Below are 22073 nucleotides of genomic sequence, written 5' to 3'. Positions count from 1 at the left end.
CGGCCAACGTACACGTCCGCGTCGCTGCGGAAGCGTCCTGCCCCCGTGGGCTGTGCGTCCCCCGCGTCGAGCGGAGGCTCCGCCGTCACCGCGGACCCGCCCCTGGCCCGAGGCCCCCGCCGTCAGCGAACCGCCCGCCACCGCGAGGCGTTCCGTCAGCCCGGTCAGACCCGTGCCGTCGGAGCCGGCCGGACCAGGTGATGTCATCGCCACTGGAATCTGACACAGTGTCAGGAGACTTCACAACTGCCGGGGGCTCGGCTATACAGAGGGCGCAGGACTGGAACGCGTTCCAGTTCGTGTTCCAGTTCGGTCCCAGACGGCCTCGGTGCGGCCGACGGTGCGGACGGCCGTACCGAGGTCCTTCTCCCGGCGATCAGGAGCCCCATGCCCATCGACGCAGCCAAGGCGCTCGCGGCCGGACCCCGGACCGGCGAGCTCTCCTGGGACCACAAGGACGTGCAGCTCTACCACCTCGGCATCGGCGCGGGCAGCCCCGCCACCGACCCCGACGAACTGCGCTACACCCTGGAGTCCCGGCTGCACGTCCTGCCGAGCTTCGCCACCGTCGCGGGTGGCGGAAAGCCCGGTGTGACCAGCGGACTGTCCATGCCCGGCGTCGAGGTCGACCTGGCCCGCGTCCTGCACGGCGGCCAGAGCCTCGTGATCCACCGGCCCCTCCCGGCGGCGGGCACCGCCACCGCGACCAGCCGGATCGCCGCCGTGTACGACAAGGGCACGGCGGCCGTCCTCGTGCTGCGCACCGACGTCGCCGACGCCGACGGCCCGTTGTGGACCAACGACGCCCAGATCTTCATCCGCGGCGAGGGCGGCTGGGGCGGCGACCGCGGCCCGTCCGCCCGACTCGAACCCCCCGCCGGGGAACCCGACCAGGCCGTCGAGCGGCCGGTCCGCGAGGACCAGGCCCTCCTCTACCGCCTCTCCGGCGACTGGAACCCCCTGCACGCCGACCCGGAGTTCGCCAAGGTCGCCGGATTCGAACGGCCCATCCTGCACGGCCTGTGCACCTACGGCATCACGCTCAAGGCCGTCGTCGACACGCTGCTCGGCGGCGACGTGACCCGGGTGCGGTCCTACGCCACCCGGTTCGCCGGGGTCGTGTACCCGGGGGAGACCCTGCGGATCCGCATGTGGCACACGCCCGAGTCCACCCGGGTCGCCGTCAGCGCCGTCGAGAGGGACGACGCGCCCGTCCTCGCCGACACCGTCGTCGAACACACCTGAGTCCAGAACGCCGTACGAGGGGAGCCCGCACCATGCGCGCAGCCGTACTGCACGAGATCGGCCAGGACAAGCTGGAGGTCCTCGACGACGTCGAGGCGGTGGGGTTCGGGCCCGGCAAGGTGAGGATCCGGGTGCGCGCCACGGGGCTGTGCCACTCGGACCTGTCCGCGATGAGCGGGGTGCTGCCGCAGCCCGCGCCGTTCGTGCCCGGGCACGAGGGAGCGGGGGAGATCCTCGAAGTCGGGGAGGGCGTCGGCCACTTGAAGGCCGGTGACCGGGTCGTGGTGTGCTGGCTGCCGGCCTGCGGTGCCTGCCCCGCCTGCAAGCGCGGGCAGACCGAGCTGTGCCTGGCCGGGTTCATGAACGCGGGCACCCCCAACTTCAAGCGGCCCGGCGGGGACGTCTTCGGCTTCGCCGGTACCGGCACCTTCACCGAGGAGGTCGTCGTCGACGCCGGCTGCGCGGTGCCGATACCCGACGACGTGCCCTTCGACATCGCCGCCCTCATCGGCTGCGGAGTGACCACCGGCCTCGGTGCCGCGCTCAACACGGCCGACCTGGAGGCCGGTTCCTCGGTGGCGGTCATCGGCTGCGGGGGCGTCGGCATCTCCGTGATCCAGGGCGCCCGGCTCAAGGGCGCCGCCGAGATCGTCGCCGTCGACCCGATCGCCGCGCGCCGCGCGTCCGCGCTGAAGTTCGGCGCCACCCGGGCCATAGCCCCCGACGAACTGCCCGACGCGACACAGCAGATCACCGCCGGCGAGGGCTTCGACCACGTCTTCGAGGTCGTCGGCAAGTCCGCCACGGCACGCACCGCGTACGACAGCACCCGGCGCGGCGGCACGCTCGTGGTGGTCGGCGCCGGGGCCATGGACGACTTCCTCCAGCTCAACATGTTCGAGCTGTTCTTCGACGAGAAGCGGATCCTGCCGTCCATGTACGGCGGCGGAGACGTGCTGCGCTCCTACGAACGCACCATCGCACTGTGGCGCGCGGGCCGGGTCGATCTGGCGGGCCTGATCACCCACCGGGTCCCGTTCGCCGACATCAACGAGGCCCTGGACCAGATGCGGACCGGGACGGCCCTGCGCACCTGCATCGAGATGTGAGGGCCCACCCCATGGCGCTGCCCCTGAAGGGACTGTCCGCGATCGTCACCGGCGCGGGCCGCGGGCTCGGCCGGGCCGAGGCGCTGGAACTCGCCCGGCTCGGCGCCGCCGTCGTCGTCAACGACTACGGACAGCCCGGCCGCGACGGCACCGGCGAGGCCTCGGCCGGGCCCGCCGAGGAGGTCGCCGCCGAGATCCGCGCGGCGGGCGGGACCGCCCTCGCGCACACCGGCGACGTCTCCGACTTCGCACAGGCGCGCACGCTCGTCGAGTCGGCCGTCGCCGCGTTCGGCAAGCTCGACATCCTCGTCAACAACGCGGGCATCCTGCGCGACCGCATGGTGTTCTCGATGTCCGAGGAGGAGTGGGACGCCGTTCTCCGCGTGCACCTCAAGGGTCACTTCAACACCACCCGGTTCGCCGCCGCGCACTGGCGGGAGCGGTCCAAGCGGGCCGGGGAGCCGGTGTTCGGGCGGATCGTGAACACCTCCTCGGAGGCGTTCCTCGCCGGTTCCGCCGGGCAGCCCAACTACGCGGCCGCCAAGGGCGGGATCGTCGGCCTCACCACCTCCACCGCCCTCGCCCTCGGCAGGTACGGCGTCACGGCCAACGCCATCTGCCCCCGCGCCCGCACCCGGATGACCGAGGACGTCTTCGCGGGTGTCGAGCAGCCTTCCGGCACCGGCCTCGACCCGCTCGCCCCCGCACATGTCGCGCCGCTCGTCGGCTATCTGGCCTCACCGGCCGCCGCCCACGTCAACGGGCAGCTCCTCGTGGTGCACGGCGGGACGGTCGCCGTCGTCGAACGGCCGCGGGTCGCCGCCAAGTTCGACAGCAAGCAGGACACCTTCACGTACGACGAGCTGGAGTCCGTCCTCGGGCCGTACTACGCGGACCGGCCGGCGGGGGAGACGTTCGCGGCGACGGAGGTGCTCGGACTGAAACGCGGATGAGTGACACGGAACGGCCCTCCCCGCTTGTGGCGGGAAGGGCCGTTCGCCGTCTGGTGACCGGCGTGCCGTCAGGCCGCGGTCACGGCCTGCTCGGTCTCCGCCACCGGCTTGCGGTGGCGTCCGCGCGGAGCCGTCTCGCCGTCCTGCGTGGAAACCTCACCACGGTGCCGGCCGGGGCCGGAGGAGGTCTGCTGGACGGTGGGGGTCCCCCCTGGACGGAGCTCGTCGGAGCCCTTGGGGGCGTTACGCGGCTGGTGCGTGCTGGCGTCGCTCATCGGATGGAATTCACCCCGTCAACATGATCTTTTTTACAGCCGGGTGAGTCTAACCGGCACCCCTGACCTCGGATCCAGGCAGCCGCGCCAACCGGCACTGGTTCGTTACAAGGCGTCCCAACGGCGCTTCCTGAAGGGGCACAGGACGTGGGGCCGAGGGCGCCGGAGGCGGGGCGGGCTGTCCGGAGTGTTCCGGGGCCGGGTCCGGGTCCGGGGCCGGCGGCTCCGGCGGCTGCGGCTCCGGATGCGGCGCCGAAGCGGTCCCGGGCTCCTGCTCGGCGGCGGGCGGCGGGCTCACCCGCGCCACCCCGCACGGCACGGCCTCCGTCGCGTACGGCAGCCGCAGCACCCCCTCCGGCGTCCACAGGCCCGTGCCCGCCAACCACCCCTCCGGCGCCCGGAGATGATGCATCCGCCGCTCGGCGGGCCGCCAGACACCGACCCAGCTGCCCGCCGGCCCGTCCACCCGCAGCGCCACCGCGCAGCTCTCCGGCGTCAGCACCTGCCCCGGCTGGATCGCGAACGGCGTGACGGAGCAGTCCCGCAGCCGCAGGCACTCCGGGAAACGCACCGGCAGCGTGCTGCCGAGGACACCCCAGCCCAGCCGGTCCTGCCCCGGCGAGGGCGCGTCCGAGCGGACGATCAGCAGCCCGCTGTCGTGGTCGGCGAGCAGCAGCCGGTCGTCGCTCTCGGCGGCGATCTGCAGCAGGGGCGAGACCTCGCCACCGCGGTCCAGGTCCACCACGACGGACTTGGTGCGGCCGCCGGTCTCCCGGTCCAGCGCCAGCAGCCGCCCCGTCCGGTCCAGCCAGACCCCGCCCGAGCAGCGGCCGGGCAGTTCGGCCAGCCGCTCGGGCCCGAAGGCGCCGCCCGCCACCAGCCACACCGACGTCGACCGCGGCCCGACAGCGAGGGCGTAGGCCCGTTCACCGCCCGGGGCGGGCGGCAGCAGCCACAGCCGGGCGGTCTCGTCCGGGGACTCGACCGCGCCCAGGGGCAGCTCGCCGGTACCGGGCCCGGTCGGGTACAGCAGCGAGAAGGTGTGCCGCCCGGCCACCACCCGGTGGATGAGGACCCGCCCGTCGCCCATCGGCTGCACCTCGGTGCCGGGCTCCTCCGGCTGGTTGCGGGGCAGGGGCACCGCGTAGGGCTCGGGGCCGTCCAGCGTCCAGCGCTCCGGGAACCAGGAGTCGCCCGCCGACGCCAGGCGAGCGGCGTAGGAGCCGTCCGCGGAGAGCGTGCAGCGTGCCGGCGCGGCACCGTCCCCGTCCTCGTGCCCCGCCGAAGGCTCGATCGCACAGGCAGTCATCGTTCGGTCACCTCCAGTGACGAACGTAGTTTTCGCACGTGCGGGCGGGGAATTCCCTGGCCCCCGACTTCACACATAAGGGTGTTCCAGGAACGATTCGCCTGAGGAGAAGGGGGCGATTGTGCTGAGCGGGGCGATGTGTGCCGGGAGCGGGCGGTGGCGGTGCAACGCCACAGATCAGGCGGGTAGCCTTGCTCCCGTGCCCCGTCTGTCTGAAGTCATCGCCGCCCTGGAGACCCTGTGGCCCGCCGAGCGGGCCGAGTCCTGGGACGCGGTCGGCACCGTCGTGGGCGACCCGGACCAGGAGGTCACGCGGGTCCTGTTCGCCGTGGACCCCGTCCAGGAGATCGTCGACGAAGCGGTGAAACTGGGCGCCGACCTGCTCGTCACCCACCACCCGCTCTACCTGCGCGGCACGACGACGGTCGCGGCGACGCACTTCAAGGGCCGTGTCGTCCACACCCTCATCAAGAACGACATCGCCCTGCACGTCGCCCACACCAACGCCGACACCGCCGACCCGGGTGTCTCCGACGCCCTCGCGGGCGCGCTGGACCTGCGGGTCACCGGGCCGCTCGTGCCCGACCCCACCGACTCCGAGGGCCGCCGCGGCCTCGGCCGGCTCTGCGCGCTGGACCACCCGCTGACTGTCCGCGATCTCGCCGCCCGCGCCGCCGAGCGGCTGCCCGCCACCGCGCAGGGCATCCGCGTCGCCGGCGACCCCGAGGCGCTCGTGCGCACCGTCGCCGTCAGCGGCGGCTCCGGCGACGGCCTCTTCGACCACGTGCGCGCGGCGGGCGTCGACGCCTTCCTCACCGCGGACCTGCGCCACCACCCCGTGTCGGAGGCCCGCGCCCACAGCCCCCTCGCGCTGCTCGACGCGGCGCACTGGGCCACCGAGTGGCCCTGGTGCGAGCTGGCCGCGAGCCAGCTCGACGAGATCTCCGACCGGCACGGATGGGACCTGCGGGTCCACGTCTCGAAGACGGTCACCGACCCCTGGACCGCGCACGCGGCCTCTGCCACTTCCGACCCCCTTGGAGCCCCGAACTGAACGCCGCGCCCGCCGACCAGATCCGACTCCTCGACGTCCAGGACCTCGACGTCCGCCTCCAGCAGCTCGCGCACAAGCGCAGGTCGCTGCCCGAGCACGCCGAGATCGAGTCGCTGACCAAGGACCACACCCAGCTGCGCGACCTGCTCGTGGCCGCGCAGACCGAGGAGAGCGACACCGCCCGCGAGCAGACCAAGGCCGAGCAGGACGTGGACCAGGTGCGCCAGCGCGCCACCCGCGACCAGCAGCGCCTCGACTCGGGTGCCGTCACCTCCCCCAAGGACCTGGAGAACCTCCAGCGCGAGATCGCCTCCCTCGCCAAGCGGCAGGGCGATCTGGAGGACGTGGTGCTGGAGGTCATGGAGCGCCGGGAGTCCGCGCAGGAGCGTGTCGCCGAGCTGACCGAGCGCGTCACCTCCGTCCAGTCGAAGATCGACGACGCGACCGCGCGTCGCGACGCGGCCTTCGAGCAGATCGACGGCGAGGTCGCCACGGTCACCAAGGAGCGCGAGGTCATCGCCGGTTCGATCCCCGCCGACCTGCTGAAGCTCTACGACAAGCTGCGCGGGCAGCAGGGCGGCGTCGGCGCGGCGAAGCTGTACGCGCGCAGCTGCCAGGGCTGCCGGCAGGAGCTCGCCATCACCGAGCTGGCCGAGATCCGCAAGGCGGCGCCCGACACGGTGGTCCGCTGCGAGAACTGCCGCCGCATCCTGGTGCGCACGTCCGAGTCCGGCCTCTAGGCCTTCAGGGAGCCGCTGCGGTGCGGGAGTTCATCGTCGAGGCCGACGGCGGGTCGCGGGGCAACCCGGGGCCCGCGGGCTACGGGGCCGTGGTCAGCGACGCGGCGACGGGGCAGACCCTGCGGGAGACCGCCGAGTACATCGGCGTCGCCACGAACAACGTCGCCGAGTACCGCGGCCTCCTCGCCGGCCTGCACGCCGCCCACGAACTGGATCCGGCAGCGACGGTCCACGTCCGGATGGACTCCAAGCTCGTCATCGAGCAGATGTCGGGCCGCTGGAAGATCAAGCACCCCGACATGAAGCCACTGGCCGCGCAGGCGGCCCGGGTCTTCCCGCCCGGCCGGGTCACGTACGAGTGGATGCCGAGGGAACAGAACAAACACGCGGACCGGCTGGCCAACGAGGCGATGGACGCCGGGGCCAGGGGTGAGCGGTGGGCGGAGGCGGACTCCACGGCCGAGCTGGACGCGGCGGCCGTGGGCGCCGGAGTCTCCGCGGTTCCTGAGACTGCTGGACCCGGGGTCGCTGCTGATACCGACGCCCGTGCTGCCTCCGACGCGCACACGGCGAAGGCCGGCGCCGACACCCGCGCCGCCCAAGCCGTTGCCGCCCCCGGCTGGGCCCCCGCCGACATGGGCGCCCCCGCCACCTTCGTCCTGCTGCGCCACGGCGAGACGCCGTTGACGCCCCAGAAGCGTTTCTCCGGGAGCGGCGGTACCGACCCCTCCCTCTCCGACACCGGCCGGGAGCAGGCCGAGCGGGCCGCCGCGCTGCTGGCCCGGCGGGGCACCATCCAGGCCGTCGTGTCGTCGCCGCTCGCCCGGACGCGGGAGACCGCCGGGATCGTCGCCGCCCGGCTCGGGCTCGACGTGAGCATCGACGACGGGCTGCGCGAGACCGACTTCGGTGCCTGGGAGGGACTCACCTTCGCCGAGGTGCGCGAGCGCCACCCCGACGACCTGAACGCCTGGCTGGCCTCCCCGGACGCCGAACCCACCGGCGGCGGCGAGAGCTTCGCGGCGACGGCCACCCGGCTCGCCGCCACCCGCGACAAGCTGGTCGCGGCCCACGCGGGCCGTACGGTCCTGCTCGTCACGCACGTGACCCCGATCAAGACGCTCGTCCGGCTCGCCCTGGGCGCCCCGCCGGAGTCCCTGTTCCGCATGGAACTGTCGGCCGCGTCCCTGTCGGTGGTCGCGTACTACGCGGACGGCAATGCCAGCGTCCGCCTCCTCAACGACACGTCCCACCTGCGCTGAGCGCCGCCGCCTCCCGGGCCAGCGCCTCGACGCGGCCCCAGTCGCGAGCCGCGACGGCGTCCCGCGGCAGCATCCAGCTCCCGCCCACACAGCCCACGTTGGACAGGGCCAGGTAGTCCGGCGCGGAGGCCGGGCCGATCCCGCCCGTCGGGCAGAAACGGGCCTGCGGCAGCGGCCCCGACAGCGACTTCAGATACGCCGTACCGCCCGCGGCCTGCGCCGGGAAGAACTTCATCTCCCGCACCCCGCGCTCCAGCAGCGCCACGACCTCGGACGCGGTCGACACCCCCGGCAGGAACGGCACTCCGGACGCCCGCATCGCCTCCAGCAGCACGTCCGTCCAGCCCGGACTGACCAGGAAGCGGGAGCCCGCGGCCACCGCCTCCCCGACCTGCCCGGGACGGATCACCGTCCCGGCCCCGACCACGGCCCCGGGCACCTCCCGGGCGATCTCCCGGATCGCCTCCAGGGCAGCGGACGTCCGCAAGGTCACCTCGATCGCGGGCAGCCCGCCCGCGACCAGGGCCCGCGCGAGCGGTACGGCGTCGCCGGCATCCTCGATGACGACGACCGGGACGACGGGCGCGAGGTCCAGCACGGAGGCGGGCAGGGCAGGGGAGGCCATGGCCTCATCCTGCCGTCGGCGTGCAGGCTGCGCAAAAGTCATTGCGCAGTGTGCAACGCCCTCTAGTGCACCTCGTCCACCAGCACATCCAGCGACCACGGCTGCCCCGCCTTCGCAGGCGCCTGCGCCTCCACGACGAACCCGAGATCCCGGAGTGCCTCCACCAGCTCGGCCGGCCCCTTCGGTTCGGCCCCGGCGGTCAGGAGGCTGCGCACGATCCGCCCCTTGGTCGCCTTGTTGAAGTGGCTGACCACCTTCCGCGTCGGCGCGTGCAACACCCGCACGGACGCCGTCCGCCCGGCGACCTCACCCTTCGGCTTCCAGGCGGCGGCGTACGCGGCGGACCGCAGATCCAGCACCAGCCCGCTCCCGGCCACCTCGGGCAGCACCGACGCCATCGGCGCACGCCAGTGCGCGCCCAGCGCCCCGAGCCCCGGCAGCTTCACGCCCATCGAGCACCGGTAGGACGGAATCCGGTCCGTCACCCGCACGGCACCCCACAACCCCGAGAACACGAGCAGCGACCGCCCGGCACGCCGCTTGGCAGCCGTGTCGAGGGACGCCAGGCCGAGGGAGTCGTAGAGCACGCCGGTGTAGATCTCCCCGGCCGGCCGCGCCCCCGCGGTCCGCAGCTCCGCGTTCTTCGCGACCTCGCCCCGCAGCCCCTCGCTCAGCCCCAGCACCTCACGTGCCTTGTCCTCGTCGCCGGTGCACAGCTCGACCAGCTCGGTGAGGACGGCCTCCCGGGCGGCGGTCAGCCCCGGCAGCGACAGCGACTCCGGCTTCAGCGGGGCACCGCGGCCGGAAGAGGCCTTGCCTTCGGACGGCGGCAGCAGGACAAGCACGCGTACTCCTTCGATCGAACTCCGCCGACAGCGTACGGGGAGCTCAGAGGCGGGCCTGGCCGAGGGCGCGCACGAGCCCGTCGGCGTCGTCGGCGTGGAAGCGGACGACCCGCACCTCGCGGCGCCGGCCGAGGAAGGTGCTGTGGATGACCGGTTCCGTCAGTTCGATCGTGACGGTGGTCTGGGACCCCACCTCGACGTCCAGCTCACCGTCGGCCCGCTCGTGCGTCATCCGCAGCTCACGCCGCACGGAGGCGATCCGCTCCAGCGGCACGCACAGGTCGACATGGACGTACCGCCGTATCCGCAGCGAGCCGCGCCCCACATCCAGCACATGCGGGCGTACGACCGACGAGGCGTGCAGCGCCACGACGAACACAATCGTGTACACGTCCAGGAAGAGGACCACCGCGTGCACGGCCGGCCAGTCCCGCAGCAGCACGGACAGCGCGACCGTCTCGACCAGGCACACGAACGCGAACCCGGCCATCATCACGCCCTGCCCGCCCGCATACCCAAAGGCCCGGCCGTCGCCCGTCCCGTGCGTACGCCGCGCCACCCACAGGGCAAGACTCGCCAGCAATCGCACCTCGTGCCGGACCAGCAGCCACCCGACCCTCATCGCCGCTCCACGACGAGGATCCGCAGCGTACGGCGGACCGCCTCCGCCTGCGCCGGGGCGAGGTCGTCGTAGAACGCGCGCAGGAAGCTGTCGTCCTGGTCGAGCTCCCCGGCCTCCGGGAACAGCCCCGGCGGGACGCAGTCGGCGAGCGCCACGGCAGCCTCCTCGACGCGCGGGTCATCGGGCTCGGCGTCGGCGAGCGCGTCGAGCAGTGCGTACGCCTCACCGGCCCGGGCCATGGCCCCAGGACTCCCCAGCGCCTCACCCACCGACGACACCAGCCGCTCCCGGTCCTCGGCGGGCATGGCGGTCTCCAGGAACGCGATGATCTCGCGGTCTTTCACGGCCATGGGCGAGTCGGACAGATGAGCGGTCCCGGCGAACAGCGCGGCCAGCTCGGGCGACACCGGCCCCTCGGCCGGCACCCCGCCCTCCGCGTCCAGCAGGGTCCGCAACCGCGCCCGCCGCTCCCGCACGGCCTCCTCCTGCCGCGCCAGATCCTCGTCCAGCTCGGTCAGCACCTCGACGAGGTCCTTCCCGGCATCGTCCGCGAGCACGTCCCGCACCTCCGCGAGCCCCAGCCCCAGCTCGGTCAGCCGCCGGATGCGCGCCAGCACGACGGCATGCCGCAACCCGTACTCCCGATACCCGTTGGCCCGCCGCTCGGGCTCGGGCAACAGCCCCAGATGGTGGTAGTGCCGCACGGCCCGCGTGGTGACGCCGACGACCGCGGCGAGTTCTCCGATCCGCATGCCACCAGTGAAGACGTTGACGTTGCGGCAGGGTCAAGCGGGCACGATCGGGGGAACGGATCGTGATCCCGCGTACATGATCCGCGCCATGTCCCAGTCTGGTCGGTGACCGCGGGAAGGAGCATCCTCGCCATGGGGCTGGACCCGCACACGCAGAAACTGCTACTGGACTGGTTCGTCGAACTGGACACTCCGGAGGGCTTCCGGGCGGAGCTGATCGAGGGCGAGTTCGTCCTCACATCGCTGCCGGACGGGCATCATGAGCACTGCATCAGCAGGATCGTGCGTCAGCTCTACCGGCGCTCCCACTTCGACGTCCAGTTCTCCGCGAACAAGGGGCTGAGGCTGAGGAACGCGGACGGGCGCCCCCAGGACCATGTGGTCCCCGACGGCACGATCGTTGCTTGCGCCCCACGGCTCTTCCAGGGCGCGCCACCCTGGATACCTTGCGAGGGCATCACCATGGTGCTGGAGGTGACCTCCACCAGGCCGGAGATCGACCGAGTGGCCAAACGCCGTTGCTACGCCCGCGGCGGCATTCCGTTCTACCTGCTCGTCGACCGCGACGTCTCCTCGACAACGCTCTTCACCGAGCCCGAGACGGGCGACTACCTCCGCTCCTTCACCGCGGCCTTCGGCAGACCGCTCACTCTCCCGGAACCCTTCGCCTTCGACCTGGACACCACCGACTTCCTCTGATCCCCTGTGGGCGGGGGGTACGAGGTGAGCTCACGGCATCGGATACAAGAACAGACGCGCTGGACCAGGGCACGCCTGGGCCGGGCCGGCCCGCCCCTCGACCTCCTCACCGCCCGATTCGACCAGCACGTCTACGCACCCCACGCCCACGACGAATTCACCATCGGCGTCACGGTCGGCGGCTCGGAGGTCATCGCCTACCGGGGCGGGCACATCCGCTCCTACCCCGGTTCGATCGTCGTCCTGGAGCCCGGCGAGATGCACACCGGCGGCCCGGCCGCCTGCGACGGCTACGCCTACCAGGCCCTCTACGCCGAACCGGCCCTCCTCACCGACGGCACCCTCGGCGGCCTCCCGCACTTCAGGAACCCCGTCCTCCACGACCCGGAGCTGGCGGCAGCCCTCCGCGCCGCCCACACCGACATCAGCGCCTGCCCCGACCCGCTGGAGGCCGAGTCCCGGCTGCCCTGGCTGCTCACGGCCCTGGCCCGCCGCCACTCCACGGCCCGGGCCACCGACGACACCGTGCCCGGCGCCGGCCACATCGCCAGGGCCATACGCGACCGCCTCGCGGACGAACTGCTGGACCCCCCGTCCCTGGCCGCCCTCGCCACCGACCTGGGCCTCTCCCGCTACCAGCTCCTGCGCGCCTTCCGCGCGACGATGGGCGTACCGCCGTACGCCTGGCTCGCCCAGCACCGGGTGGCCAGGGCCCGCGGCCTCCTGGAAGCCGGACTGCGCCCCGCCGAGGTCGCCGGCCTCGTCGGCTTCGCCGACCAGGCCCACCTCACCCGCTGGTTCCGCCGGGTGCTGGGCGTGACCCCGGCGGCGTACCGCAACAGCGTTCAAGACACGGCAGGCTGAGACGCCCGAAACTCGGCACATGACTGCACGCGGCTGGTTCCTGTTCTCCCTGATGGGAGTCATCTGGGGCGTCCCCTACTTGATGATCAAGGTGGCGGTGGACGACCTGTCCCCGTCCATGGTGGTGTTCGCGCGCTGCGCCCTCGGCGCCGCACTCCTGCTCCCCTTCGCCCTGCGCCAAGGCGGCCTCGGCCGTACCGTCCGGACCCACTGGAAGCCGATGCTGGCCTTCGCCGTCATCGAGATCGTCGGCCCCTGGTGGACCCTGACCGACGCCGAACGCCATCTGTCCAGCTCCACCGCCGGGCTCCTCATCGCGGGCGTGCCGATCGTCGCCGTCCTCCTGGCCCGCTTCTTCGGCGCCGAGGAACACGTGGGAGCCCGCCGGATCGCTGGTCTCGCCCTCGGCCTCGCGGGCGTCACCGTCCTCACCCTGCCGCACCTCACCGGCGGCGACGCCCGCTCCCTGGCCGAGGTGCTGGTGACGGTCGTCGGCTACGCCACCGCCCCGCTGATAGCCGCCCGGCACCTCAAAGACGTCCCGACCCTCCAGCTGATCACCCCCTGCCTCACGCTGGCCGCCGTCGTCTACGCCCCCGCCGCCTTCCTGACCCGGCCCGCCACCATGCCCCCGGGTGAGGTCCTGGCCGCCCTCGCCGGGCTCGGCGTCGTCTGCACCGCCATCGCGTTCGTGGCCTTCCTGGAGCTGATCAAGGAGGTCGGCCCGACCCGGGCCGGCGTGATCACCTACGTCAACCCGGCGGTCGCCGTCGCCGCGGGCGCCCTCTTCCTGGACGAGGAGCTGACCCTCGGAATCGGCGTCGCGTTCACCCTCATCCTGGCGGGCTCGGTGCTGGCCACGGCCGCGGCGCCGAAGCGGGACGTCCGCCGGGTACCATGGTCGACACGGCAGACGAGCCGGGCGGACGGCCGCGTGGAGTCCCCCTGACGGGGAGCTTCCCGAGGAACGTCCGGGCTCCACAGGGCAGGGTGGTGGCTAACGGCCACCCGGGGTGACCCGCGGGACAGTGCCACAGAAAGCAAACCGCCGGGGACCTCGGTCCTCGGTAAGGGTGAAACGGTGGTGTAAGAGACCACCAGTGCCCAGGGTGACCTGGGCAGCTAGGTAAACCCCACCCGGAGCAAGGTCAAGAGGGAGCACCTCGGTGCTCCTGCGCGGACGATCGAGGGCTGCCCGCCCGAGTCCGCGGGTAGACCGCACGAGGCCGGTGGCAACGCCGGCCCTAGATGGATGGCCGTCGCCCGGAGCTCCGCGAGGAACTCCGGGAACAGAACCCGGCGTACAGCCCGGCTCGTCTGCCGCTTCGGCACACTTGCTTCTTGGCACACCCTCTGAGACACCCGGACCCCGCGCAGCACCGGCGTGCGGGGTCTCGTCGTGTGCTTGCAGTCGTCTCACCGTGCGTCCCGTCTCGTGTAGAACCAGCAGCTCAGGCCGCGTGGGACATCCCTGTCTCCTGTGCCGCTCGAATCCGGTTGACGCCCCCTGGCGGCCCATGACGACGATCCACCCCGTCGGCTTACCGCCTCGAAAGAGCGCTGAGCCCGCAGCACACGCACACCCACCGACCCATGGGGGAGAACCACATGAAGAAGACCCGCGCACTGCGCTCCAAGGCGGGGATCTCCGCCGCCACCGTTCTGCTGTCCTGCGCCGGGATCGGTCTGGCCACCGCGACACCGGCCGCCGCCTATGCGGGTTACTGCAATGCCGAGGTGACGAAGAAGAGGCCTGCCGCTTCCGGCGGCTCCTACAAGGCGTACCTCCCGGCCCACGGCAGTGATGTCGACTGCTACATGAACCAGGGGGCGGACAGCGACGCCGTCGAGGCACTGCAGAAGAACCTGAACTGGTGCTACGAGCGCGACCTCGACGTCGACGGGATCTTCGGCGACGACACCAGGAAAGCGCTCGAGTACGCGCAGGGCCGGGAGAGGATCGGCAAGGACGGCAAGTACGGCGAGCAGTCGCGCACGCATCTCAGGTGGCGCTGGTACGAGAACCGCAACCTCTGGTACTGCGGCAGGCTCTGAGCAGCGCCTCAGGCGGTGAGGCGCAACTGAACCTCCGTCTCCCGTCCAGGGCCGATACCATCACTCCGTCAGCATGCGGACCGGGTCATCGGGGGAGGACCGGGATGGGGCACGGCGGTGGGACCGACTTAGCAGCGGCACTGCGTGAGTTGAAGGAACGCACACCGCACAGTTTCGAGACGTTGGCAGCGCGGACCGGAACCAGCCGGTCCGCGCTGCATCGCTACTGCTCGGGCAAGTCGGTTCCGGCCGACTTCGCGACAGTGGAGCGGTTCGCCAAGCAGTGCGGGGCAGACCGGGGGGAACTGGTCGGACTGCACCGGCTGTGGGTACAGGCGACCGAACCGGAACCGCCGGGGAGTGAACCGCGGTCGGCCGAGGCGGAGAAGCCCGGACGTGCCGCCCGGCGGACCGTGGCCGCGTGGCCTCGGTGGAGGGCCCGGAACCTGGCCGGCGCGGTGATCGCCGTCGTCGTCGGTGCCGGGCTGCTGGGGGTCGTACGGGGGACCGCGGGCGCGTCGGGTGAGGAGAGACTGCTGCTCTCGGAGGCCTGCAAGGGGCCGATCGGTATGGGGGAGAGGGGCGAATGCGTCCGGGAGGTGCAGCGCATGCTGGTCGAAGCCGGCGGGAACCTCGACGTCACCGGGCGTTTCATCGGGGACACCCGCAGCCTGGTGGTGGCCTTCCAGACGCTGGCCGGACTGCACGACAACGGTGTCGTCGACCATGCGACGAAGCAGGCGCTGTACGACGAGGACGTGGACGTGTCGTTGAAGACGTGGAGCCAGAAGCGCGTGGCCGACCGTATCCGCGAGGTCTTCGACAGGGATGCCGAGCAGGCCGTGCGCACGGCTGAGTGCCAGTCGCTGCTGGAGCCGCTCGCCACGACGTCCCAGGCCGATTCCACCCGTACGTGGGGCGTTTTCCAGCTCTCGGAGTCCCAACTGCGGGAACTGGACGCAACCCCCGTGGACTCGCTGGATCCGGAGTGGAACATCCAGGCCGCCCACCGGCTGTGGTCACGGCACGAGGACTTCCGTGCTTGGCCGCGCTGCAACGTCACCGTGGAGCCCGTGGATCAGTTCTGAACGTGCCTGGTTCCGGCTGGCTGTTCGCTGCCCGAATACCCGGTTCTCCGTAGCATGCGCACCGCGTGCGTCGGGGGATCCTGCTGCGGAGGTCCGAAAGATGCAGGACGATCGGGCTGAGGCCCGGGTCAGGGAGTTCGCCGGGGCGCTCCTCGCTCTCAAGGAGCGTACCCCGCACAGTTACGAGACGCTGGCCGCCCGGCTGGACATCAGCCGGTCCGCATTGCATCGGTACTGCTCGGGCAGGGCCGTGCCCGCCGACTTCGAAGTGGTCAGACGGCTGGCTCGGCAGGCCCACGCCGACCGGGCGGAGCTGACGGAGCTGCACCGGCTGTGGGTGCTGGCGAGCGAGCCGCGCACACCGGCGCAGGAATCCGTTGCCGCCCAAGCCTCCGGGCCGGCGGCGCCCGAAGGCGAACCCGCAGGCGACGAAGAGCCGAGCTCGACAACGTCCGGTGCTGAGAAGGAAGAGGAAACCGTGGCGGCGGAGGGCCACGCCTCGCGCCGGTGGCCGTGGGCCGTCGCCGCCCTGCTCGGTGCCGCCGCACTCGCTGCCGTCCTGCTGTCGCAGGTCGGCGGTGACGAACCGTCCGGGACTGTGGCCGACAACCGTCCTTTGTTCACCGGTGAGTGCCAGGAACCGGTACGCGACGGCCAGAGCGACGAGTGCGTCCGGGAGGTCCAGCGACTGCTGGCCAGAACCGGGGTGACCATAGGGATCGACGGCATCTTCGGACCCGAGACCCTGCGCCGGGTCGAGGCGTTCCAGCTGCGGGTCGGCCTGAACGTGGACGGCATCGTCGACGACGACACCAAGCGGGCGCTGTACGACGAGGACGTGTCGTTGAAGACCTGGAGCAAGAAGCGCGTGGCGGACCGTATCCACGAGGTCTTCGGGGACAAGGCGGACACGGCCGTCCGGATCGCTCGGTGCCAGTCGTTCCTTGACCCGCTCTACATCACCCCCAACACCAACGGCACCCGGAACTGGGGCGTCTTCCAGATCTCCGACGCTCGGCTGCGCGATCTGCGGGGCACTCCGGAGAAGGCCATGGACCCGGACTGGAACATCCGGGCGGCGCACCGCCTGTGGGCTCAGGACGAGGACTTCTCCGACTGGCCGCACTGCGCCGCGGCCGCCGAGGACCCTCCACCGGACGAGGGCGGCGTCGCTCCCTGATCGGCTCAGGCCGTCGCGACGCCGCCGGTCGGTGGGCCGGTTCCAGTAGCGGATCGTGTGCCGCTCAGCGGCAGTTGACCCACTTGTTGGAGAGAGCCTTCAGCGTCTGCTCGTCGGAGCTGCCCTTCTGGCCACGTTCGAGTTTGCCGAGGTACGTGGTGTAGTTCTTGCCGCCGTACAGCTGCACGTCGCAGCTGTTGCCGTTGTTGAAGACCGACCGGAAGCCGTTGGCGAAGACCGTGTGCATGGACAGGTCCGCGTTGTCGTACTCGACCTTCTGCATCCGGCCGGTGTAGTTCTCGCCGGCCCAGACGCAGAGCCAGCCCTTGGGGCAGTCCCCCGATGCGGCCGCCGCGGTACCACTTGTCGCGCCGAGTCCCAGACCCGCCAGCAGTACGGTGCCCGAGACGACCCCCGCCTTTGCACGCACGCCCTTGAACCCGTTCATCCGTTCCCCCTTCGTCGGTTCGGAACTCAGCGCTCACGTCCTTGCGCGCCGAGCCACGAAGAGGTCTCTCACGCCGGCACACGGAGGATCAATCGCTGGTGACTGCTGTGGGAGACGGGGATGTCCCACCCTTGCCGGCCTGCTCTTCCTCGGCGAGGCGGGATGCCGCGGGGGAGGGAGAAGGCCGCCGCAGCGACCGTTCCCGCACCCGCTCCACATGCCCCCCGAACACCTCCCGAGCCTCCGGCGTCAGCGTCCGCAACGCCACCAGCGCCGTGATGACGACATCGCACAGCTCCGCCTGCACGTCGTCCCACGTGTGCGTGACCCCCTTGCGCGGGTTCTGCCCCGTCGCCCCGATCACCGCCTCGGAGACCTCGCCGACCTCCTCGGACAGTTTCAGGATGCGCAGGAGGACGCCCTCGCGGCCCTCGACGGGGCGGTTGGTGGCGAGCCACTGCGTCAACGCGTCGACGGTGGCCCACAGGTCGGGTCCGGGCGGTGTCTGGTCGCTCATGGACGCAGCCTGGCACGAGGGTCTGACAACGCCCCGGCCCGGACCCCGGCCCGCCCCTACTCCATGTACTCCTCCTCGAACAGCGCCTCCTGCTCCCCCTCCTTCACCTTCCGCAGCCGCCTCGCCCGGCCCCCCACCACCACCGCCGTGCCCGCCGCCGTCGCCGCGAAGGCCGCCGGGATCATCCAGCCGCGGTTCACCGCGTGGCCGAGCAGGTGGTCCAGGGAGAGGCGGCCCGGGCCCGTGACGGCCAGGCCGGCGGCGGTCAGGCCCAGCGTCGCCGCGTACTCGTAGCCGCCGCTCTGGTTGAAGAAGCCGTTCGGGGCGTGCACCGCCGCCGCGCCGGCCATCGCGCCGGCCGCCGCCGCGCCCGCGGCCGGGGTGGCCAGGCCCAGGGCCAGCAGCGTGCCGCCGCCGGTCTCCGCGAGGCCCGCCGCCGTCGCGCTCGCCTTGCCGGGGGCGTAGCCGACGGATTCCATGAACTGGCCTGTGCCCTCGATGCCGTGGCCGCCGAACCAGCCGAACAGCTTCTGCGTGCCGTGGGCGGCCAGCACACCGCCCGCCCCCAGCCGGAGCAGCAGCAGGCCCAGATCACGTCGGTCGTTACGCCTCACGTCTTCTCCCGGAGCAGGCAGCAGAAAAAGGGGGGACTCCTCGTCGCGTTTCCACCGTCGCATCGCCGACGCCCCGCGACACCCGGCGGACCTCCGGGGGACGCCGTTCGGGTGGCACGGGTGGCGTCGGGCGGCGGCGGGTACGAGGCTGGCTCGTATGACGATTCAGATCACGCGCCTCAGCGATCCGGCCGTCCGGGCCTTCGTGGCCGCCGTGAACAACCACGACCGCGAGAGCTTCATGGCGCTCCTCGCGCCGGGCGCGACCATGGCGGACGACGGCTCCGACCGGGACCTCGCCGACTGGGTGGACCGGGAGATCTTCTCCTCCCACGGCCACATGGAGGTCGACAACGAGTCCAACGGCGGCCGTTCCCTCATCGCCCGCTACAGCAACGACACCTGGGGCGAGATGCGTACCCGGTGGAGCTTCATCGTGGACGAGGACGGCAGGATCACGCGCTTCGAGACCGGGCAAGCCTGAAATCCGTCCCCCTGGGTGCTTGTCCTCGTGTGCGCTCCAACTTCTAGCCTCTCCCGGTATGGAGACGACACGGCCGCTGGGACGCAGCGGCATCGAGGTGAGCGCACTCGGCTTCGGCTGCTGGGCGATCGGCGGAGAGTGGCAGGCCGCCGACGGGCAGCCGCTGGGATGGGGCACAGTCGACGACGAGGAGTCCGTGCGGGCGGTGCGGCGCGCCCTCGACCTGGGCGTCACCTTCTTCGACACCGCCGACACCTACGGCGCCGGGCACAGCGAACGCGTGCTGGGCCGGGCCCTCGGCAAGCGGCGGGCCGATGCCGTCGTCGCCACCAAGTGGGGCAACGTGTTCGACGAGGGCACCAGGACCCTCATCGGCAGCGACGACTCTCCGGCCCATCTGCGCCGCGCCCTGACCGCGTCCCTGCGCCGGCTCGGCACCGACTACGTCGACCTCTACCAGTTCCATCTCTCCGACGCCGATCCCGAGCGGGCCGCCCTGCTGCGGGAGACGTGCGAGGAACTGGTCCGCGAGGGGCTGATACGGGCCTACGCGTGGAGCACCGACGACCCCGCACGCGCCGCCGTGTTCGCCGAGGGGCCGCACTGCGCCGCCGTCCAGCACGCTCTCAACGTCCTCCAGGACGCGCCCGCGATGCTCCGGTTGTGTGAGGAGGCGGGTCTCGCGAGCATCAACCGCAGTCCGCTCGCCATGGGGCTGCTCACCGGGAAGCGCCGGGACCGGCAGCCGTTGGAGGCCGGGGACATCCGCAGCAGGCCCCCGGCCTGGTTGCAGGGCTTCGGTGACGGGTCCGGCGCCGATCCGGAGTGGCTGGCCCGCGTCGACGCCCTCAGGGAAGTCCTCACCAGTGAGGGCCGTACGCTCGCCCAGGGCGCCCTGGCCTGGCTGTGGGCGCGCAGTCCGCGCACGGTTCCCATTCCCGGCTTCCGGTCGGTCGCCCAGGCGGAGGAGAACGCGGGGGCGCTGGAGAAGGGGGCCCTGACCGGCGCGCAGCTGGCAGAGGTCGACCGGCTGCTCGGGCGGTGATCCTTGCGGGACCTTGGGCCAGTCTTTGTACGTCCCGGGCACGGCGACGGCCGCCCGCTTCGTAACGTCGCAGGATGCGTGACTCAGCCCGGCTGTCCAGACGTGCCCTGCTCGCCCTCGCCGCGACCGCCCCGGTTGCCGCCGCCGCACCGGCCCCCGCCACGGGCCCGGTGCTCGGCGGTGACCGCCTCGCCCGCGACACCGTGCAGGTGGGCCGTACCACCGGACTGCCCCGGCGGCTCACCGCCCGTTCCTGGCTCGTCGCCGATCAGGACAGTGGCGAGGTGCTGGCCGCCTACCGTGCGCACCGGCGGCTGCCGCCCGCGTCCACGCTGAAGATGCTGTTCGCCGACACGGTGCTCGACCGGTTCCCGCGCAGCGGCCGGCACACCGTCACCGCCGCCGACCTCGCCGGCATCCCGGCGGGCTCCAGCCTCGTCGGCATCCGGGCCGGGACCACGTACACCGTCGACCAGCTCTGGCAGGGCGTTTTCCTGCGCTCGGGGAACGACGCCGTGCATGTCCTCGCCCACATGAACGGCGGTGTGGCCAAGACGGTCGCCGAGATGCAGGCCAAGGCGCGGGAACTGCGGGCTCTGGACACGCACGTGGTCAGCCCGGACGGTTTCGACCACCCGGGGCAGCTGTCCTCGGCGTACGACCTGACCCTGTTCGCCCGGCACGGGCTGCGTGACCCCGGCTTCCGTGCCTACTGCCGGACGAGGACGGCGGACTTCCCGGCCGGGGGCGGGAAGACGTTCCAGATCCAGAACACCGACCGGCTGCTGAGCGGGGCGTGGGGGCTGCGGGCGTATCCGGGGCTGGTCGGTGTGAAGAACGGCTACACCAGCGACGCCGGCAACACCTTCACCGGTGCCGCCACGCGCGCCGGGCGCACCCTGCTCGTCACCGTCATGCACCCCGGCAACCGTGCCGACGCCGTGTACGAGGAGGCGGCCGCCCTGCTCGACTGGGGCTTCGGGCACGGGGCGTCGGCCCGGGCGGTGGGCACGCTGGTCGAGCCGGTGGGCCTGCGGCACGGAGCGAAGCCGTCACCCACGAGCGGATCCGCCGCCACCGGTACGGTCGCGGGCGGGCCTTCGGCGGGGCGGCTGGTGGAAGGCGCCGGCACGGCGGTCGCGCTGCTGGCGGGCGGGGCCTGGGTGCTGCGCCGGCGCGGGGCGCCCAAGCGGGCGAGGGGACGGCACCGTGAGTGACGTCCACCGGCCGCACGCCGTCCGGCCCTTGACGTGTGCGGCAGTCGTTCCACGCGCACCGGTGCGTACTCCGCGGTCCCTCGCGAAGTCCACCCCCACCCGGTGCGGTGGAACGACTGCCGCCTCCCCCCTGGATGTGGCCGACGGAAGCGCTCTGCTCCAACTGTGAAGCTTTCGTGTAGGAGATTTGAGCATAGGCTGCCTAGCGGCCGCAATGGTGCGGACGTTCCTATTCCGGTTGTGCAAGTTGACGAGTTGACGAACTGCGCGGCGTGCTCAGCCGCGTCCGACGTACGGCATCGCCGTCGCCAGTACGGTCGCGAACTGCACGTTCGCCTCCAGCGGCAGCTCCGCCATGTGCCGCACCGTGCGGGCCACGTCCGCGACGTCCATCACCGGTTCCGGGGCGACTTCCCCGTTTGCCTGGAGCGCTCCCGTCTGCATGCGGGAGGTCATGTCCGTGGCCGCGTTGCCGATGTCGATCTGCCCCACCGCGATCCGGTACGGACGCCCGTCCAGCGACAGCGACTTCGTCAGGCCGGTCAGCGCGTGCTTGGTCGCCGTGTAGGCCACCGAGCGCGGGCGGGGCGTGTGCGCCGAGATCGAGCCGTTGTTGATGATCCTGCCGCCCTGCGGGTCCTGGTCCTTCATCTGCCGGAACGCCGCCTGCGCGCACAGGAACGCCCCGTTGAGGTTGGTGTCCACCACGTGCCGCCAGGCCTCGTAGGGCAGCTCCTCGACCGGCACGCCACCGGGGCCGAACGTGCCCGCGTTGTTGAACAGCAGGTCGACCCTCCCGAAGCGCTCCACGGTGGCGGCGAAGAGGGCGCTCACGTCCTCGGGGCGTGAGACGTCCGTCCGTACCGCGTAAGACGCGGCCCCGGGTGCCAGGGCCGCCGTCTCCTCCAGCGTCTCGACGCGCCGGCCCGCCAGCGCCACCGACCAGCCCGTACGCAGCAGTTCCACGGCGACCGCCCGGCCGATGCCGGAACCCGCCCCGGTCACCACCGCGATCGCATTGTCCTTGGCATTCATGGGCCCGCAGCGTACGGGAGCCACTCCCATGCCCCT

General features: G+C 72.2%; 23 protein-coding genes, 1 other RNA gene and 2 pseudogenes. 16 read left to right on the top strand and 10 right to left on the bottom strand.

The features are described from left to right. The first annotated feature begins 387 nt into the window (after positions 1 to 387). The 3 genes from ACIRDU_RS02885 to ACIRDU_RS02875 are packed head-to-tail and all read left to right on the top strand — an operon-like array spanning position 388 to position 3307. Positions 388 to 1245 (top strand): MaoC/PaaZ C-terminal domain-containing protein, encoded by an 858-nt coding sequence (locus tag ACIRDU_RS02885; RefSeq protein WP_403573509.1) that lies wholly within the window; start codon positions 388 to 390, stop codon positions 1243 to 1245. A 32-nt stretch (positions 1246 to 1277) separates the two neighbouring features. Next, a complete protein-coding gene (locus ACIRDU_RS02880) occupies positions 1278 to 2354 on the top strand; it encodes a Zn-dependent alcohol dehydrogenase (protein ID WP_403573507.1) in 1077 nt (358 codons plus the stop codon). An 11-nt stretch (positions 2355 to 2365) separates the two neighbouring features. Then, positions 2366 to 3307 carry a 3-oxoacyl-ACP reductase gene (locus ACIRDU_RS02875; protein WP_403573504.1) on the top strand — a complete coding sequence of 314 codons (942 nt, stop codon included), beginning with the start codon at positions 2366 to 2368 and terminating at the stop codon, positions 3305 to 3307. Between the two features lie 68 nt (positions 3308 to 3375). Here ACIRDU_RS02875 and ACIRDU_RS02870 read toward each other — a convergent pair whose 3' ends face one another. Both ACIRDU_RS02870 and ACIRDU_RS02865 read right to left on the bottom strand, forming a co-directional pair. Next, a complete protein-coding gene (locus ACIRDU_RS02870; protein WP_403573502.1) occupies positions 3376 to 3582 on the bottom strand; it encodes a hypothetical protein in 207 nt (68 codons plus the stop codon). 49 nt (positions 3583 to 3631) lie between these two features. Beyond that, positions 3632 to 4891 (bottom strand): hypothetical protein, encoded by a 1260-nt coding sequence (locus ACIRDU_RS02865; protein ID WP_403573499.1) that lies wholly within the window; start codon positions 4889 to 4891, stop codon positions 3632 to 3634. 199 nt (positions 4892 to 5090) lie between these two features. Here ACIRDU_RS02865 and ACIRDU_RS02860 point away from each other — a divergent pair, with 199 nt between their 5' ends. The 3 genes from ACIRDU_RS02860 to ACIRDU_RS02850 are packed head-to-tail and all read left to right on the top strand — an operon-like array spanning position 5091 to position 7947. Next, positions 5091 to 5945 (top strand): Nif3-like dinuclear metal center hexameric protein, encoded by an 855-nt coding sequence (locus ACIRDU_RS02860; RefSeq protein ID WP_403573496.1) that lies wholly within the window; start codon positions 5091 to 5093, stop codon positions 5943 to 5945. Further along, positions 5942 to 6685 carry a zinc ribbon domain-containing protein gene (locus ACIRDU_RS02855; protein ID WP_403575108.1) on the top strand — a complete coding sequence of 248 codons (744 nt, stop codon included), beginning with the start codon at positions 5942 to 5944 and terminating at the stop codon, positions 6683 to 6685. The genes ACIRDU_RS02860 and ACIRDU_RS02855 overlap by 4 nt, the downstream gene beginning before the upstream one ends. 20 nt (positions 6686 to 6705) lie before the next feature. Next, positions 6706 to 7947, top strand: a complete 1242-nt coding sequence (locus tag ACIRDU_RS02850; RefSeq protein WP_403573493.1) for a bifunctional RNase H/acid phosphatase — start codon at positions 6706 to 6708, stop codon at positions 7945 to 7947. Here the strand turns inward: ACIRDU_RS02850 and eda are convergent. From eda to ACIRDU_RS02830, 4 genes are all read right to left on the bottom strand, one after another. Beyond that, on the bottom strand, positions 7922 to 8572 hold the full coding sequence (gene eda / locus ACIRDU_RS02845; protein WP_403573490.1) for a bifunctional 4-hydroxy-2-oxoglutarate aldolase/2-dehydro-3-deoxy-phosphogluconate aldolase: 651 nt from the start codon (positions 8570 to 8572) through the stop codon (positions 7922 to 7924). The two genes, ACIRDU_RS02850 and eda, sit on opposite strands and share 26 nt — an antisense overlap. Positions 8573 to 8634: 62 nt before the next feature. Then, on the bottom strand, positions 8635 to 9417 hold the full coding sequence (gene yaaA, locus ACIRDU_RS02840; protein WP_403573487.1) for a peroxide stress protein YaaA: 783 nt from the start codon (positions 9415 to 9417) through the stop codon (positions 8635 to 8637). Between the two features lie 43 nt (positions 9418 to 9460). Next, positions 9461 to 10039 carry a hypothetical protein gene (locus tag ACIRDU_RS02835; protein ID WP_403573484.1) on the bottom strand — a complete coding sequence of 193 codons (579 nt, stop codon included), beginning with the start codon at positions 10037 to 10039 and terminating at the stop codon, positions 9461 to 9463. Next, positions 10036 to 10791 carry a MerR family transcriptional regulator gene (locus ACIRDU_RS02830; RefSeq protein WP_403573482.1) on the bottom strand — a complete coding sequence of 252 codons (756 nt, stop codon included), beginning with the start codon at positions 10789 to 10791 and terminating at the stop codon, positions 10036 to 10038. Before ACIRDU_RS02830 ends, ACIRDU_RS02835 begins: the two co-directional genes overlap by 4 nt. Before the next feature lie 132 nt (positions 10792 to 10923). On the opposite strand from ACIRDU_RS02830, the gene ACIRDU_RS02825 reads away from it, so the two are divergent. The 7 genes and pseudogenes from ACIRDU_RS02825 (at position 10924) to ACIRDU_RS02795 (ending at position 16677) form a co-directional block, all read left to right on the top strand. Beyond that, positions 10924 to 11490, top strand: coding sequence for a Uma2 family endonuclease (locus ACIRDU_RS02825; protein WP_403573479.1), 567 nt, complete (start codon positions 10924 to 10926; stop codon positions 11488 to 11490). 24 nt (positions 11491 to 11514) lie between these two features. Further along, the gene (locus ACIRDU_RS02820; RefSeq protein ID WP_403573476.1) at positions 11515 to 12354 is read left to right on the top strand and encodes an AraC family ligand binding domain-containing protein; all 840 of its coding nucleotides are present in this window, start codon (positions 11515 to 11517) and stop codon (positions 12352 to 12354) included. A gap of 19 nt (positions 12355 to 12373) precedes the next feature. Further along, a pseudogene (locus ACIRDU_RS02815) lies at positions 12374 to 13153 on the top strand (DMT family transporter); the annotation flags it as partial. A gap of 115 nt (positions 13154 to 13268) precedes the next feature. Then, an RNA gene (gene rnpB / locus ACIRDU_RS02810) (RNase P RNA component class A) lies at positions 13269 to 13674 on the top strand. Positions 13675 to 13962: 288 nt separating this feature from the next. Then, entirely contained in the window at positions 13963 to 14409 is a 447-nt protein-coding gene (locus tag ACIRDU_RS02805) for a peptidoglycan-binding domain-containing protein (protein ID WP_403573473.1), read from the top strand. 104 nt (positions 14410 to 14513) lie between these two features. After that, entirely contained in the window at positions 14514 to 15497 is a 984-nt protein-coding gene (locus tag ACIRDU_RS02800) for a helix-turn-helix domain-containing protein (RefSeq protein WP_403573471.1), read from the top strand. 100 nt (positions 15498 to 15597) lie between these two features. Then, complete coding sequence (locus ACIRDU_RS02795; protein WP_403573468.1) at positions 15598 to 16677, top strand: peptidoglycan-binding protein; 1080 nt, start codon at positions 15598 to 15600, stop codon at positions 16675 to 16677. 64 nt (positions 16678 to 16741) lie between these two features. Here the strand turns inward: ACIRDU_RS02795 and ACIRDU_RS02790 are convergent, their stop codons facing one another. The 3 genes and pseudogenes from ACIRDU_RS02790 to ACIRDU_RS02780 form a co-directional block, all read right to left on the bottom strand. After that, complete coding sequence (locus ACIRDU_RS02790; protein ID WP_403573465.1) at positions 16742 to 17125, bottom strand: peptidase inhibitor family I36 protein; 384 nt, start codon at positions 17123 to 17125, stop codon at positions 16742 to 16744. A gap of 190 nt (positions 17126 to 17315) precedes the next feature. After that, positions 17316 to 17642 (bottom strand): annotated as a pseudogene (locus ACIRDU_RS02785) (MazG-like family protein); the annotation flags it as partial. 56 nt (positions 17643 to 17698) lie between these two features. Beyond that, entirely contained in the window at positions 17699 to 18256 is a 558-nt protein-coding gene (locus ACIRDU_RS02780; RefSeq protein WP_403573463.1) for a DoxX family protein, read from the bottom strand. Between the two features lie 157 nt (positions 18257 to 18413). Here ACIRDU_RS02780 and ACIRDU_RS02775 point away from each other — a divergent pair, with 157 nt between their 5' ends. The 3 genes from ACIRDU_RS02775 to ACIRDU_RS02765 all read left to right on the top strand — a co-directional run bounded on the left by ACIRDU_RS02775 (position 18414) and on the right by ACIRDU_RS02765 (position 21002). Continuing rightward, positions 18414 to 18740 (top strand): nuclear transport factor 2 family protein, encoded by a 327-nt coding sequence (locus tag ACIRDU_RS02775; RefSeq protein ID WP_403573460.1) that lies wholly within the window; start codon positions 18414 to 18416, stop codon positions 18738 to 18740. Positions 18741 to 18798: 58 nt separating this feature from the next. Further along, positions 18799 to 19785 carry an aldo/keto reductase gene (locus tag ACIRDU_RS02770; protein ID WP_403573457.1) on the top strand — a complete coding sequence of 329 codons (987 nt, stop codon included), beginning with the start codon at positions 18799 to 18801 and terminating at the stop codon, positions 19783 to 19785. A 74-nt stretch (positions 19786 to 19859) separates the two neighbouring features. Beyond that, on the top strand, positions 19860 to 21002 hold the full coding sequence (locus ACIRDU_RS02765; protein ID WP_403573454.1) for a D-alanyl-D-alanine carboxypeptidase family protein: 1143 nt from the start codon (positions 19860 to 19862) through the stop codon (positions 21000 to 21002). Positions 21003 to 21278: 276 nt separating this feature from the next. Here the strand turns inward: ACIRDU_RS02765 and ACIRDU_RS02760 are convergent, their stop codons facing one another. Then, positions 21279 to 22037 carry an SDR family oxidoreductase gene (locus ACIRDU_RS02760; protein ID WP_403573451.1) on the bottom strand — a complete coding sequence of 253 codons (759 nt, stop codon included), beginning with the start codon at positions 22035 to 22037 and terminating at the stop codon, positions 21279 to 21281. Positions 22038 to 22073 lie beyond the last annotated feature (36 nt).

This window comes from Streptomyces sp. NPDC093598 (assembly GCF_044764825.1).
Lineage (GTDB): Bacteria > Actinomycetota > Actinomycetes > Streptomycetales > Streptomycetaceae > Streptomyces.
This window is presented reverse-complemented; position numbering and strand designations above follow the sequence as displayed.